General features: G+C 55.1%; 8 protein-coding genes. 1 reads left to right on the forward strand and 7 read right to left on the reverse strand.

The window, feature by feature from the left end:
* Window positions 1-382: 382 nt before the first annotated feature.
* A complete protein-coding gene (locus tag DARO_RS22755; protein ID WP_011287129.1) occupies window positions 383-904 on the reverse strand; it encodes a DUF4238 domain-containing protein in 522 nt (173 codons plus the stop codon).
* A gap of 30 nt (window positions 905-934) precedes the next feature.
* Between DARO_RS22755 and DARO_RS07120 the strand changes: the two genes are divergently transcribed.
* Window positions 935-1,960 (forward strand): IS110 family RNA-guided transposase, encoded by a 1,026-nt coding sequence (locus DARO_RS07120; RefSeq protein ID WP_011287130.1) that lies wholly within the window; start codon window positions 935-937, stop codon window positions 1,958-1,960.
* 277 nt (window positions 1,961-2,237) lie between these two features.
* Here the strand turns inward: DARO_RS07120 and DARO_RS07125 are convergent, their stop codons facing one another.
* The 6 genes from DARO_RS07125 to DARO_RS07150 all read right to left on the reverse strand — a co-directional run bounded on the left by DARO_RS07125 (window position 2,238) and on the right by DARO_RS07150 (window position 15,308).
* Window positions 2,238-2,918 carry a DUF4238 domain-containing protein gene (locus DARO_RS07125; RefSeq protein ID WP_011287131.1) on the reverse strand — a complete coding sequence of 227 codons (681 nt, stop codon included), beginning with the start codon at window positions 2,916-2,918 and terminating at the stop codon, window positions 2,238-2,240.
* A gap of 10 nt (window positions 2,919-2,928) precedes the next feature.
* Complete coding sequence (gene hyoA / locus DARO_RS07130) at window positions 2,929-7,308, reverse strand: NACHT domain-containing antiphage protein HyoA (protein WP_011287132.1); 4,380 nt, start codon at window positions 7,306-7,308, stop codon at window positions 2,929-2,931.
* A gap of 335 nt (window positions 7,309-7,643) precedes the next feature.
* Complete coding sequence (locus tag DARO_RS07135) at window positions 7,644-8,567, reverse strand: hypothetical protein (RefSeq protein WP_011287133.1); 924 nt, start codon at window positions 8,565-8,567, stop codon at window positions 7,644-7,646.
* Window positions 8,568-8,579: 12 nt separating this feature from the next.
* A complete protein-coding gene (locus DARO_RS07140; protein WP_011287134.1) occupies window positions 8,580-13,382 on the reverse strand; it encodes a hypothetical protein in 4,803 nt (1,600 codons plus the stop codon).
* Window positions 13,383-14,402: 1,020 nt separating this feature from the next.
* Entirely contained in the window at window positions 14,403-14,843 is a 441-nt protein-coding gene (locus tag DARO_RS22200) for a glycine zipper 2TM domain-containing protein (RefSeq protein WP_011287135.1), read from the reverse strand.
* A gap of 117 nt (window positions 14,844-14,960) precedes the next feature.
* Window positions 14,961-15,308 carry a hypothetical protein gene (locus DARO_RS07150; protein WP_011287136.1) on the reverse strand — a complete coding sequence of 116 codons (348 nt, stop codon included), beginning with the start codon at window positions 15,306-15,308 and terminating at the stop codon, window positions 14,961-14,963.
* Window positions 15,309-15,406: the final 98 nt, after the last annotated feature.

The following is a 15,406-nucleotide window of genomic DNA, read 5'->3' on the forward strand; positions in this document are numbered from 1 at the left end:
GAATCCTTCGGTGTGCAGTTAATCGATTCGATAAAGCTGACAGAGCAGGTCTCGGATTTCTCGGCACGCATTACTTCGCCTATTTATGCGGAAGACAAATTCGTTCTATGCATTCAGGGCAAATGTATCGGCAAACGAGAAGGTGACTCACTCGGGAGTTCGGTCCAACTCGATCTTTAGTATGTCGCGGTGCAGTTCTGGATTATCGGGCGAAAATGTCTAACGGGCTAGGGCAGGGAAGTCACGTGCTTCCGATATTCTGCCAAAGCTGACCCTGGAAATCGCGCTAACGTCCGGCGGCAATGCGGCCGTTACCGTTCGTTCAGCCGCCGCTGATAGTCCAACGGCGGTTTTCGTCTGAAGCGAAGGGCCGCCCTTAACCCTACAATTGGCTTATTGACTTCATAAACAGATCCCGCTCAGCACACATATTTTTCTCGTGCCATTCCTCTAGCTGCTTCTTTTCATCTTGGAAGCGTTGCGCATCAACGATTCTTGGCCTTTGATTCGGCACCGATGTGTCCGGACTCATCGAATATATGTTTCGATGCGCGTGCTCGGTAATGAAGCGCTGAAACATTGCCGCGAGGTGTGGGGAAACAACCGTATATTTTGGTGGCGGACGAGGGTCTCCTACCTTGGTATACATCAAGCACGACGGGGACAGGGGGAAGAGTATTTCGGTCCCTGGATTGCCCCATCCACCCTTGAAGTCATAGTTAGGACCGTAATAGTTAAGCTTGATCACTGGAGAATCGCTGGTCAGCCAATGATGCCCCTGCGGTGGGCAAAGGATAGTCCATTTGGTCTTTAAGAGCGCCTTTACCGAATGAAAGGGACTTCCCCGTCCCGAACTAGCGGCGGAAGCCGCAGGCAGCGTGAGCTGCCATGATTGAGTTTCCACACTGAATCATTTGCTCGAAAGGGGAAGTCCATGAATATTGTCACTGTAGGCATCGATCTCGCCAAGAATGTATTCGCTTTGCATGCCGTTGACCAGTATGGCAAAGCCATTTTTATCAAGCCAAAAGTAGCGCGCGGCCAATTGCTGGAAATGGTCGCCCAGCTGCCGCCCTGCCTGATCGGCATGGAAGCCTGCTCCGGTGCTCACCATTGGGCGAGAGAGTTCAGCCGCGTCGGCCACACCGTGAAGTTGATGGCACCCAAGTTTGTGGCGCCGTACCGGATGAGCGGCAAGCGCGGCAAGAACGACGCCGCCGATGCCGCGGCCATCTGCGAGGCCGTCACGCGGCCGAACATGCGTTTCGTCCCGGTCAAGGATGTCGATCAGCAGGCCATCCTCTGCCTGCACCGCACCCGGCAAGGTTTTGTTGAAGAACGCACCGCGCTCTACAACCGCTTGCGCGGCCTGATCAGCGAGTTCGGCATTGTGCTGCCACAGAAAGTCGAACGCCTGCGCCGGGAAATCGGTGCCCACCTCGAAGCACTTCCCGGCTGGGCCAACCGCTGTGTCGGCGATCTGCTGGCTCACGCCGACCGACTGAATGAACACATCGACGAGTACGACAAAGCCATCGCCCTGGCCGCCAAACAAGACCAGCGGAGCCGGCAGCTCATGCAACTTCCTGGCATCGGCCCGACCACCGCCAGCGCCCTGGTTGCCAGCCTGGGCGGCGGCCACGACTTCAAGAATGGTCGGCAGCTTGCCGCCTGGGTCGGGCTCGTTCCCGGCCAATACAGCAGTGGCGGCAAAGCCCGGCTGGGCAGGATCACCAAGGCCGGCGACGCCTACCTGCGCAGTCTGCTCGTCATGGGCGGCCGATCTGTTCTCGCCGGACTCGGTGACAAGCAAGACCGCTTCAGTCGTTGGGCCAGAAATCTAGTCGAGCGACGCGGGTACTGGAAAGCGGCGGTTGCCATCGCCGCCAAGAACTTGCGACTCGCCTGGGCGGTCATGCACTACGGAGAGGAATTTCGGCGTATCGAAGATCTCGCCTGAAAAGCAAAAAGCGTTTGCAAGGAAAAACCTGAAAGGAATCACCGGCCGTTCGCTGGCGGCCCAAGACCAGCGAAGCACTGCCAGCGTTGATGTGAAGCGGGTTGGACCCGCGCGGGGAGCGCCTGATTAACTCAAGGGGAGGCAAGCGACTCCCGGCTAACGATTGAGGCCCCCGCGCGCGTCTTTCATCAGGGTCCGGGCAAAAGCCCAAGATGACCGGTTGTAGTACCGCAGTCCTTCACCTTCTCGCACCGACACGACAGGGTTCGATCAACAGTCAGAAAACAGGATCAGGAATGAAACGATAAAACTTCAGAACGCTTGCAAAGAATGGGGAAGCCCTTGTAGTAGAGTTAAGAAGGTGCCGAATACTAAAGAGCCAAAGAGCTCTTCCAGATACAACCTCTACACCTATCCGTGCCATGTCGGCACCTTCGTCTACCTCCTTAATGATTCGCATTGGGAACGGAATTGCGGGTCGGCCGGGAGGGTTGTTCTCCGGCTCTTTTGGTAGCGTTTTGTTCTGCAGGTTTAGAACGAGCCTTTCGAGCGTCGAATCAACAATTTCTGGTAGCTGCTCTTCGTGGCGCGTTAGCGCTTCCTGAAGCCGTGCCGGTGTCCTGACGTCCTGAGCTGCTAAGAAATAGGCAAGATGCTCCCAATCGGAGGGGGTAAGAGGCTGTCGATTGATGACCTTGTTGATGGCATTCTTTGCCGGTGTCTCGAATTCGTCGCACAGCCATTTTTCCATTTCATCGTCAAGTACGCCCAACATCGTTTGTGCGTACAGATAATCTACAGAAGCGGTACTAGAGATGGACTTGTGATCCCATAGCGGTACGTTGTCATGTGACACCAGGAGCTGGTATACCCATACGCGCTTGCCGTCAGTTGCCCAGCGAGCTAAATGCATGCGCGGGACAAAGTGGTTATTGCGCCTAAATGCCTCTTGGGACATTCATATCCCCTTATCCGTAGTTTGCTTCACGAGTTTTCACGCGTGTCCTGCCGTGTTTCTTGTCGTTCTTGCTCTTTGATGCCGTTTTCGCATCCACGCTTCGTTTGGTGAGGTCGATCCCTATTACCTTGATATCCTCGACTCCAGGGAACTGCGGCATCAGAACCATCCAATGATCTTGTAGCGCTTCAATCAACGCGCCAAAGTTCTCGGCACGCTTGCCATTAGGTAAATCCCAACTGGGCTTTGTCCCGTGATAGACGAGCACGAAGATACCTCGACTCGACCGTCTATCGCGCAGATAATCGCCGCAGAGTTGTATCTCGAGCCGCTCGAAGAGATGGGGCCCCGTCCATTTATCGGCAAGCTTTAGTTCAGCCGGCACCGGCCCATCGAAGCCGACGCCATGAAAGCGCAGATCTGGCCGCTTAGCGTCGGCAAGTTCCTCCTCTTGCGGGATTACATATCGGCCGCCCGAGCGCTCGCGACACCAGTTACCGATAAATTTTCGAATCTCGGTTTCCTGGACGATCGGCCTTAGGATCGACGCGATGCTCGCATCGCCCTCCTCAAGATCGTATTTGAGATCATGCAGCCGATCGACTGCTAGATACCATAGATCGCGATGGTTGCCAGGCGTGCGTTCGCGCCGGTCGTGAAAATCACGTACCTGGCGCGGTGACCAAGCGGGTGAGTCGGCATCCCGTGCCGCCTTCTCCTTAGCGTGAAATGCCATCCACGGTCGCGCCGTCTCGGTGGGATGAGCGCGTGAGATGTCAATAAGTGCGAGGAAAGCCTCCTTCCCCGGCGTTTCACGAATAAACGAGAACAAGGCATCGCGCGCGTCCTGCGCGTCGTCACGCAGCCCAGGCGAATAGACTCCTCTTCCTGAGCGGTCGATATCTTCCTTCTGGCGTACATAGCCGTGCATTAGCAGGTAGAGCGCCTTCATATGCTCAACCGTGCGATATGCTTGGCGCGCGTTAGCACTTTCGCGGCGTCCTCCAATGAGTGCGGTGATGAAGCGCATTGCGAATAGGGTCTGGTTATTCTCCCCCTTGATCTCTGCAAGACGCGCCGCAAGCGCTGGAATTGCGACCGCTGGCTCGCCCCCCACCCACATGGCGAACCACATTGGGGCAGTTGTAAGGTTTCTGGTTGTTTTCGCCTTTTGTGCTGCAAGCTTCGCAATAGCCGAGTCGTCGAGCGAAGAGCCTTGGACAATGGTGAGCATGTAGCGCAAATTACCGATACTCTTGGGAGGCTTGCGCAACCGCCCCAAGAGTATCGGTGCGAGCTTGTCCCACATCCAATTGCCGCTCCAACTCGCATCATGGAGAACATAGTGGCTCTCAGTCTCGGGACTCAGGTTAGCGAGCTCATAATCGATCTCGGTAATCACCACATCGATAACTGTTTCGGAATGGGTCACGTAGAGGCCAGGCAACCAGCTTGGAAAACCATTGAGCTCACGGAGCGCATAACGCGTCGCGACCTCTGCCTCTTTCCGCGAAAGATCTCTTAGCCAGCTTGGCTCCTCCCGTGCCTCGATTGACAAGCCCGTCAAGCCGAAAATGACACAGAACGGAGTGGAATTGGCCTGTGCCCCCTCGGAAAGCAATTGCGGAACGTAACCGCGCCAGAAGCGGACTGCGCCGTCGCGAAACGCACGCGCCACCTCCTCGCCAAACTCAGGGATAAGCGAGCGCCAATGGCCTTCACTCCATTTGTCCGGGCCATTGCTCCTTCCACGCATGCGTTCCAGCAAATAAAGCTGGGCGTTGGTCAAAACCCCCGCGTTTCCTGGATTACGCAGCGCTTCAGCGTTCGCATCGAGATACTCGTGCCACGCACGCTTGTTCGCTTCCTGGCGTTCTGCCCGTCGTGCCGCACGTTTTTTCCAGCGCGCTTCCTCTCTCTTCCATTCTTGCCGGCCGCTGGCCGGCGGATGCAGTAGGTAATCAAGCGCTGACTTGAGCTCTGCCTCACTATTGGCCAAACGCTTCAGCTTGGCACGCCACGCAGCCGGGCGGCCATTCTCACGATAGATTGCAAAAGCCAGGGTAAGCGCGACTAACTTGTCGTCGAGTTGTGGTCGCGCCGCAATGTCTTCGCAGATGCTTTCAAAACTATCATGGCCGAAAGCCCAGAAGCGGCCAGAGATGCCAACGTGCCAATAGTCGGTGAGACGTTCTCCTCGTTTGGCATCCAGCTCCGAGCGCGTCTCAACGACACTCTGCCAAAACAGCGCATGGTTGAGCGCAGGCCATTCGACAACACACTTCCCTAAATCCCCTCTTATGTCCCGAAATTCGTGTTCGCAATATTCCTCAGCAATTGAGAACTTACGTAGGGTTGAAAGCACCGTGGGCTCGAGCGCGCTCCGATCCCGCGCTTCGACTAAGCGCAGGATGGATTGAGCTGCGGCTTGTGCCAGCCAAGCATGCCGCTCAGAAATTTCGCAGAATCGCCGTTCAATGACCGGGGGTTTATCCAAAAGTGCATGAAGCCCCGTAACAAACCTTGGCAGCAACGACAACGGCCACTCAGAAGCCAATTGCGACAAAGCATCCATGAGGCTATCAACGTCAAACTGCTTCTTGGCTGGGGTACGTTCAAGCGCTTCAAGCAACCATGCGACAGCCTGCTCGTCCGGCGGGAGACCAGAAATTAATTCCGCAAGCCAGTCACGATCGATCTCTCCGTCCTCCGCGAGGAAAGCTCGCCGCACCTCCGTCTTATCCGCTTCAGATCCCACGATCGCCAGCGCGCGGAATGCCGCGATTCGTACGTATTTGGCTCGTGAGCCGAGCGCGAAGCGCTTAGCTTCAGCAGCCAAACCCACAATCTCTCCCTGCCAGATCATGCGAAGCAGGAACCAGGCAATGTCGTCGTCGTCACCATATTTGGCTAGCAACGCCTTGATATCGCCGGTGAGGTCGTCATTCGCGAAGCGCTGAACTGCGGCGTAATCGGTGAGCGACCGGCCATGAGCCGGTTGTGCCAACTGCTCGCATGCTTGGCGCAAGATGTTACTTCGTGTCTCTCGCGGCAATTGGCTCGGATCACCGCCCTCGAAGATAACCTCCGGCGCCAAGCGACAAACGCGGGCGAGGATCCGCTCATCAAGGACGGCCAACCATGGCAGCACTGGCCGCATCGTCGGAACGACCACTTCAATGCCATATTGCGACCGGAAGAACAAATTCTCTATCCGAGCACGAGAGCCTTCATCGACGATCAGTGCATGTAACCATTCTGCAGTCAGGTACTCGCGCACCGACCGGTGATGAAAGCGGACTGTGCCATAGATCCCCTCGTCGAAAATCGGCCTGCTAAGCAACGTCGCACAATCAACATCGTCCCAGTCGGTCAGCACCTCTCGGACTGGGATACCTCTCGCATTGTCTGCGCCATCGGGCACGCGAATCGCCGATTCCTGGGCAAGGGTGGCCGCCGCCGCAATCAAGCGTGCCCCCAAGCGCAACCTCTCGATAGAGATCGGACGAGCCTCAGAGCGATTCTGGTCGCGTTCCTCCAAACGGCAGGCGATGCTGCTCTGCATGAGTTCGAGCCGAGAACCGATCCGCTGATGGTCTTTCCAGAACTCTACCAACTCGGCCAAGTCTTGCGGTCGGGTCGTGAGCGACCATGCGTCTTTGCGTTCGACTGCGTCGCAAAAGCCCCTAGGATCTTTAACCCCCTTGCCGCGCAAGAACGTATCGATCTGACTTCCATGTAGATCGTCAAGAGCGACGATCCTGAAGGGGGCAGTTGGACTCGTCTTGGCATCGGTATTCTTGGTGGCGATCTCTTGCGCGCTGTCAGCTGATGCCTCCTCGTCGACAGCCTTTTCTGCAGGGTGATACGGAAGCTCCTTCTGGCAAAGCAGCAAATCTGTCTTCGCTCGCCAGGCTGTCGTCCTGCCGGTGACGATGATATGTGCTCGCTGGAGCACCGCCGAGAGCAGCCTTCCTAACTTCTTGATCGCACGCTCGAAGTCCTTGGGATCACGTAACCGCGCCTCATCGACCGAGTCTAGAAGCAGCCATCCTTCCTCACCAGATGCTAGCCAAGCGCTGAATTCGTCGAAACCACCCTCTTCGAAGGCGTCTTCGAAGGCTTGAGTGACGTGTTCGATTCGCACGAAGAAGGCATGCTTACCTTCTCGACGAAGACTGATGGCGATATTGCGAATTTCCGCTGTCTTGCCCGAACCAGCCTCGGATAAAAGTATGACCCGATGCTCGCGCAAAAGATCAGGCCAGCGAAGCGGTTCGTGGCGCCCGAATGTTCGGGCAAGGCCGGCGTCGTCATCAGCCCGTTCCTCGAGTATGAGGTCATGAAAGGTCCGATCTAGCGGGATAAATTCGTCGAAATAGCTAGCCATAGCGATTTGGGCAATATCGCGTACAAAAAAATCAAGCTTAAATCATTTGCGACGCATCGACGATGCCATGAGACTAGCAGTTGGGGGCAATCTGGTGCTGTCACCGTCAGCTTACTGGCACATTGCTGATGTATCGCTGGATGTATCAAAACGGCAGCAAAGGCCGAACATTAGCCTCATGCTAGGAGAAATAGATAGGCCGGGTTGTCCCAGCCCATTTAGCTTCTTGAGACCTTGGTTAATGTACGGAAGGAACCAGCCCCGCGATACAACTCCTTAGGGTTGATCGAATACTTGTGCAGACAACATTTCCTTCCTGAGTAGATGCGGCCACTTCACATAGACAAGTTTTCCTCAAGATAAGTAAGCCATTCGTGTACTTGCTCAAAGACCTCGCGCGAATTTTGGATCGAAATTGGCGTGCACCAGCGGTCACCTGTTGCGACTTTTTCGGAGATGCAGACTGTCATGTCTACAGGGATGCGCGCGTTTGCGGCCATTAGCAGGCTCCGTAGAACTGTGGAGTCCGGCTCACCTTTGATTAACTCAATTCCTGGTGTGTGCCCTTGAAGTTGGCGCCATCCCTCGTGGGGTACCGACGAGGTCATAGCAAGGACCCCCGGCTTGATTTCCCGAAGGTTGCATTGCAACAAGGCGAAAGTCTCTTTCGAATGCGCGGTGGCCGGTATGGGTTTGTCTCCCCCTATTATTCGTTCACCGTCCGGATAATGTATCTCAGTCTCTTGACCGCGTGCCCGGCCGTAAGTGTAACGAGAGACCGCCTCGTCAGGGCTGCTGGCCATTATTTGAGTGACCTCGTTGAGCGGAATGATGCGCCGTTCAGCGTCGGACGCGATGCCATTTCCGACATCGATTGCGGCCTGGGATATCTGTCGAGCGGCCTTGGCGATTTCTTCGGCTTCTGCAAGCGCCGAATTCTCGATGCCGCTATCGGGTGAAAAACACGCATCATTTTCACCGTCAGCGACCAACGCACCCTGCGGCAAAGCGGTGACGATAGAACGGAAGCGGATCTCACATGGCCAGTCCACGACCACGCTTACCGCTGCCCCGGCGGGGCCCGTTTTTCTTAAATCATTTGTTACTTGGCGGAATCGTGCCTGGAATGCTTCAGAGGTGCTAGAGAATTCGGAGGCTGCCATCGTCATGCCTCCAACGACGGCAAATTTGCCTTCCCTGATACCGGCGAGATCGAGTGGACGCTTTGCGCGATTACGTGTTTTGAATCTTTTTGCCATTTTGTTCTCCGATCAAAATTGATAGTGAAATGCCATTGCACAAGTACTAAGAAAGAAAGCGGTCTGAGGGGATGCACGACTGCGCTTCGCGCGCGAAGTTGAATTTGGCCTGGGATAAAAACGCAACATGACTCCGACGTCTCTACGGAAATGACGTGCAGGCAGCGTTCGAGCACGGCTAAATCCACTGCTTCGAGCATCTGTCAGGATGGCGTTGTCCACAACGCTGCGCCCACATGGGCGCAGTACAAATTCCGTGGCGATATCATTGGCAGCCCAAATTCGAATCCAGGGGGCCAGGTCTAGCGCATCACGGGGCTTGGAAAATGCCCATTCATCGCCGGCTTGCTTCAGTGATCCCTCGATCCGAGCAATGCTGGATCGATCGGGGGGAGCGACAGACATTGCAAAGGCAAGATCCAAGTCCTGCGCGGTTTGGAGAAAAGTCTGCCGATTGATGTCCTTTCGGGCTTGCAGTGGAACTCCCAGCCGTTGCGGTGCTGAGGCCAAGGCCAGTTCGACAGTTTTCCCTTGGTCAGTGGTGAGGCCACTGACAGCGCGAGCAACCTCTGGAGAGTCACCCAACAGGCGCAAGCCAAGGTAGATTGCGCGTGGGGTTTGGAGCGGGCGCTCATTCATTTCCGGCACGAACGTGACTTGAGATTGACCGTCCGCAATGAGCGACCCTAACTGAAGAATCGTGGCACCGTCTCTGAAATTGTCCCACGAGAAATCTTCGGCCAAATTTGGCTCATATCCTGGATTGCGACTGCGCCGTTTGCGACATGTGGTAGCAGGGACTCCGGTGATTCCGGATACAAAGACGTCCGACGGTGGTGTGAGGTCGGCAAGCAATGCGTGGTAGTGCTGCGTCCTCAAACGATCCATGTCATGACCATAGTTTTCCATGGACACCTGCGGCCAGCTTTGACCGGCCTCGATGGCACACTCGATTAACCCTTGCCGTAGGGCAAGCGTGTCGAATTTTTGATGCGCCCCTGGAGTAAGGTGGGTGTGGATGCGGTCGGTAATGACACGGTGGCGCAGGTCATGGACACAAACTACCGGCGACCCGGTTGCGTGCCATAGTGCGCTTGTGATCAATTGATGGATATTCCCTGTTCGCTCGATGGTACGAGGATCGTGGGCGTCACCAAATATAGGCAGTTGCGTATCGTCGGGAAAGCGAGCGCTGCGAAGCTGCATCAGCAGCAGAAGGCCATTGACCAGCTCCGGGTCGGTCAGCCGGATAACGCGGACAGCATTGTCGGTTTTCAGATTGGCGCCAGCCTCTGCGGTGATGGCGAGGTGTGGTCTGGGATTGTCGAGCGCCAAGTCTCCTAAGCGCAGATGAGCAACACTATCCCAGCGAAGCGGGTGTCGCGCGAGGAGGCGTAAGGCAATGGTAGCGAGGTGGTAATCGTCACCAGGCACTTTCTGCCGTTGATCCAGTAGAGCAATCGCAACCGCAATTTCGCGGGGCGATACTATCTCGGCATAATTGAACGCAGAAGGTGGCGCTGCCGAGCGTTGAAATATCTGGATATCGATACCGAGGTAGCGCAGAACAGAGTTGATGCCTGTTTCATCGGGGGCACTACCGTCCTTCCGCTCGTGTAAAGCCGCATTGACCAACTGCCGCCAGTCGATGTCATCGGCGCCGGCATGCTCGATGGCATTGGCAGCGATTCGAACGAAGTTGCGTGCTCCACTCTCGTAACGCAGCAAGGTATTCAGGTTGCGAAGGGAGCCCGCCAGATTTTGTAAATAGCCAACCTCAATGCGTTCCAGCAGCGAGTCGCTTCCGATAAGGCGCAATTCCTCCAAGAGCTTACCCAACAGATGAAGGGCAGTCGCATGCGATGCACCTTCGTCAAGCTTCTTCTTGGCTTGCTCAAGTACTTTGGCTACCGATTCGAGGGCGGCCACGCGGCGCGCCCTGGGTCTCAAATCGAACAACGGTGGTTCGATGCAGCCGAATATTTCTCGCGCTTCGCTGGCCGGTCGCGTCGTCCGAGAAAAAGTTAAACCTCTACTCCACGCACTGATCGCCGCAGGGAAATGCAGCGTCGTGTATGCCTCGGCTTGGGCGAGGAGCTCGCCAATGGACTGCGAAGTTTCGTTCACGCCGACCCGGGGGATCGGCGCAGTATCCAGGGCGGCAAGTGTTTCGGGAATGGATTCACTCGGGGGAATCCTTTGCGCCAATTGCAGTGTCGCAGTGCTGATTTCAGTACGGCGAAGACCGAGCGGCCGGGTCTTGCTGTCGACAAAAGTACGCTGAGGGGCGACATAAATTTTACCGGTCGCAATTTCGGCAATTGCGCCGAGCAATTCGCTGCCATGGATAACGCCATCTTCCATGATCAGGGAGCGTGCCACACCAAACCAGCCTGGCGCTGGTGCAGTGCTTCGCCATGTTCGAAAACTTTCCGCGAAGTTGCTGGCGAGGGTCACCGTTGTACGCGAAAAAGGGCAAGGCTCTGGTGCAGCGATTCCTCGCGGCAGCGCTTGCTCCATCCAGCCGGTGGTGGTTTCGATGAGCTTTGGATCGTAGGGCAGGGCGTCTCGAGGGAGCCCAGGACCCGTGTACGACCTGGGGTTGAAGGTTGGTACCGAAGGAAGGCCAACTTGTTCGATCCACTGATCGATAGCCAGGGAAATCGAACTGAAGGCGATAGCGGGAATTGCGCCACTCCACCGCCCGAATAGCTCTTGGCCGGGATTGCCTCGGCCAGCTTGTCCCATGACCGCTGCGCTGTCGATTTCTGCGTCACGTGCCACCGCGTCTATCCAGTGGCGTCCCGCATTGATTGCCATTCCGTAGTTCGCCAGGACGCCAGCAAGCACTTGCGAGCCGATAGGTACGGACTCCAGGGATTCATTGAGCGAGAAGAAAAGGGGATGCCAATCCTTGGGGTGTTCTGCACGTGTTGCGGAGTCGATTTGCGCCGCAAGTTTGGGGGCGATGCCACTGAGCCGATAGGCCAGGGATTCAAGCCATTTGTTGTATGTTTCGAGCCACCCAATTAAATAGGTCGGTAAGCAGATCATACGTAGCTCATGGTATGGCGAGACGCGTTTGTCGGTGACGCCGGTTGCTCCCGTTTTGAGGTTAATTTGGGAGCGCGTAACGGTTTCGAATTTCACCGGGCGTGAGCCGCTGATGAATTTGAAAAGGATGAAAATGTTGGTGGAAACCAGGTTGTGTGCCGTGATCAATTGATCGATCCCGCAATGCCTGGGTAGAGATGAAATGACTGTCGAGGTTTCTGCTGTAACTGCAGAAAGAAGGGTCGCCACTTGCTGATAATTAGGCTGGCGCGGCGAAATTACGTCGTGGACATCCTCGGTGGCCAACACGCCGCTATATCCGAGGGATAAGTAGACATCATGCAAAATTGACTTAAGCCGATCGGCGCGGACCGACAGATAGTTGAAATTTGCGGGCGTTCCGAGGAGGAAGTCCAGGCCGATCAGCGCCGAGTAGGCCTCGTCGCGACAACGGTGGAGCGCATATCGTCCGCGGCTCCGCGCAAGGCGTGTCAAGGTTATCCGGTGCGAACTGATTGATATGGCGCGCAGCATGGCGCGTGTAGATTTTTGCAATGCATCCATGGGGAGCGAAAACAATTGCGCGAATGTCTTGGCGGATGGATTGCTTGATAGATATGCCCGGATTCTTTGCGCAAATTCCATAGGGAAGGGAATGATCACTGTCCGGTCATCGGCGGTTGCAGAGTCGCTTGAATGCTTGATTACCCTGTTGATATCGATCCGGATAGCATTGCCCTCGGCGCAGATTGCATAGCCCTGCGTAAACCCATTGCCAATCTCGAGCAGGTGGAATTTCGAGGGCATAAGACCGAGGTGGAAGGCTGATTCCGCAGCAAATACCTCTTGGTCATGAACGCCGCCCGCAAGTGCAAGGATTTTGGGGAAAGTTTGATCCAGTTCGAACGGCTGCAATTCGCGTGCGGTGACTACCCCTGCGAATGCCCGACGCGTCCCAGATGCCTGTTCGGCTAGGAGGTGCTCAAGAATCTCGAGTTCTGCTGTGCTCTCGTCTGTCTTTGATTCAACGTCACTAACCTCGTCATCATGGTGGCTATTGGTAGCCGGAGCGACAATACAATTACTTTCGCAAAGCTGTTCCTGGAAGGGGGCCGGCAGCTCGCTACGCAGGACGGCGGCAAGTTGGTTCAGCAGTTTTACTGTAGGGCCCTTTAATTCGTCATTGGCAGCTAGTTGCGCTAGTCCTAGCTGAGTCAGGGCGGCAGGCTCAAGTCCTCTTGGGAGCTTTCCGCTCAACCAGCGGGAAAGTTCTCTAGCCAATTCCGTCGCTAGCTCCCCTCGCTCGGACAGGATGATGAGGGTCAATAGGCCTCGAATCGCTTGTAGAAATCGAATCTTCCCATGCGGCAATTCGCTTCCTGGAGGAGCGAGATAATCGCGCAGCGGGTGTCGAGGCAGGTTACGCAGGGCAGTCAAGTCACGCGATGCGTCGGTGTCGAGGATTTTGCTTATGGGATTAGCGATTTCACCGACGCGATCAATCCACTTTGGTACGGTGATCAGCGATGTGATGTATTTGAGTGAAGCTAGATCGCGAGCCGTGGATTCTGCTAAAGAGACCAATCCAATGCCTGAATTAAGGATTCGGAATGACTTGATCAGTGCCTCGGCAACACGGTAATCAGATCGATCTAATTTTTGCCGCAATCTTTCTTGGAGAGAGAGCGTCAGATCGTATGGGCGATGTTCATCCTCGCGATTAAGCGATCTTGAAAAGAGGGAAGTGTCACCTGTGTCCATGATCTACTCCAGGATGTACGGTCTATTGCGATGGCGTGACTTGCCGGCGCGAAAACGTGAACGCGATCGATCAGTGGAGAAGGACTTGGTCCAACTCCGATAAGTTTGGATTGGGTATAGCGGCGTGGGGAGCGCGCGAGGAGACAACAAACCCGCATCGTAATGGGCCGCGCTTTAAGCTGAGCTTTGGCCCATAAGGACCTAAGCTATTTAATAGACTTGAGCTATAAAGACACAAGTTCTTCCATAAGGCATTGGAAGCCTCATGATTTTTTGTTCATCCTAAGTACTGTACTTCTGCACGGTACTTCGGAAGAATTAAGCGCATGCATAATGGAGCAGCGTGGCCAGCCCTAACTAAACGAGCGAATTCATGCTACTACGTTGCAGACTGGAAATGCAAGCAGTAGTCGATTCGGATCTAGAGATGTGTGGCGTGGATAAATTCGCTTCTGTCACAAAAATTGTGACAGTTGGTCGATTCGGTAGGTGTTGCGTGGGATCAGGTGTCACAAAGTGGTTTGCAAAAAAATAGTTAATTATCAGTTTGTTAATGATTCATTTCCCGTAATTTGACTATTAAGCCCGATACGGTACTGTTGAAAACAACTATTTTCTCGGCATTCACACGGCAGGGCATCTCGATGGCCCTCGCAAGAAGCATAAACCTCTGATTTGTCAGAGGTTTTTTGCTTTTTGGGGTTCGGTTGCATTCCTGGTTTGTCGCCCCGCTTAGGTTTTCGGGTGACTCTCGGGCGCCTGATGCGCTTGCTCGTGGCAATTGGGGGGGAAGAAACTACTTCCATGGTCTTCCACAATAACAATCTATCAGACTGTTTGCGCAGCGACGACCTCAAAGTATTCGGGCCATGATTTTGATGCACAACTCAGAGGGCAGCATCGACAACAATATAGGTACGGTGTCTGGTCGGGTCGGTTTGTGGGTCATAGTGAGAGCACATCGCTCTCAAAATGGCAAAGCCCGTTGGTTTTGGACACCAATGGATTTCCGAGGGCTATCTAATAACTCAGACGGTCACCTGCAATAGCACCAAGAACGGCGCCAACCGCAGTGGATACCATACGCCCACCGCCACGGCCAACCTGATTACCAATAACGCCGCCCGCGATTGCACCAATGGCTTGCCCTGCCACTCGGTTTCCGTATTGGTACGTCGGAGGGTATTCCGGCTGCTGAGCGTAATAGCCCGCTGGTTCCTGTGGATATTGGTAAGCCGGGGCATCCCGATAGACAACACGTTCCCGGTAAATGACCCGGGGCGGCGGAGGAGCATAGGCAACGGGGGGCGCCTGATAGACCATGACGGGTTCCTGATAAACGACGACGTGCTGCGGTCTGTAGGGGCGATACCCTTCATCATCGTCCCACTCTCGGTGGGCAAAAGCACTACCGCTGATCAATGCGCCAATTAATACTGCCGGAATCAACACCTTTTTCATTTTGGTTGTCCTTTCAGGCCACCAAGGAAATGGTATCCAGGTTTCTAATTTCTTATGTCTGGCTCAGTTGCAATCCCCCTCGGGTTTGGACGCCGAGAGGGATTGCGGGCAAGCTGCTTATTTGGTGGCAGGTGCCGGGGTTGCTGCGGGCTTGGCTTCAGCCTTCATTTCCGCTTTTTCATGCTTCTCGTGCTTCTCAGCCTTGTGCTCGTGGCCCTTGGACTTGCCATGTTTTTCAGCCGGCTTGGCTGCGTCAGCCTTGGGGGCTTCCGTCTTCGTAGCTTCAACCTTTGCTGGCTCAACAGCCTTCGGCGCTTCAACCTTCTTTTCGGTAGTTGCCGGAGCCTGAGCGGTAATCTTGGCGGCCGGAGCTGCGGCTGGGGCGGCGGCAGTGCCTTGAGCGAAGGAAGCAGAAGCGAAACCAGCAGCAACGGTCAGAGCAACGATGAGTTTGGAAACTTGCATTTTGAATCTCCTGAATGGGTAGGTTGTTTATTCGGTATTCGGTATTCGGTGCTGACATCTTTTTGCAGCGCCTTGTACCGAATAACGCGGCTGCTTAC

It is taken from the genome of Dechloromonas aromatica RCB, assembly GCF_000012425.1.

Bases quoted from the DNA above. Each gene is read 5' to 3' on its own strand.
- DARO_RS07120 (WP_011287130.1), top strand. From the start codon at position 935: ATGAATATTGTCACTGTAGGCATCGATCTCGCCAAGAATGTATTCGCT.
- DARO_RS07125 (WP_011287131.1), bottom strand. From the start codon at position 2,918: ATGTCCCAAGAGGCATTTAGGCGCAATAACCACTTTGTCCCGCGCATG.
- hyoA (WP_011287132.1), bottom strand. From the start codon at position 7,308: ATGGCTAGCTATTTCGACGAATTTATCCCGCTAGATCGGACCTTTCAT.
- DARO_RS07135 (WP_011287133.1), bottom strand. From the start codon at position 8,567: ATGGCAAAAAGATTCAAAACACGTAATCGCGCAAAGCGTCCACTCGAT.
- DARO_RS07140 (WP_011287134.1), bottom strand. From the start codon at position 13,382: ATGGACACAGGTGACACTTCCCTCTTTTCAAGATCGCTTAATCGCGAG.
- DARO_RS22200 (WP_011287135.1), bottom strand. From the start codon at position 14,843: ATGAAAAAGGTGTTGATTCCGGCAGTATTAATTGGCGCATTGATCAGC.
- DARO_RS07150 (WP_011287136.1), bottom strand. From the start codon at position 15,308: ATGCAAGTTTCCAAACTCATCGTTGCTCTGACCGTTGCTGCTGGTTTC.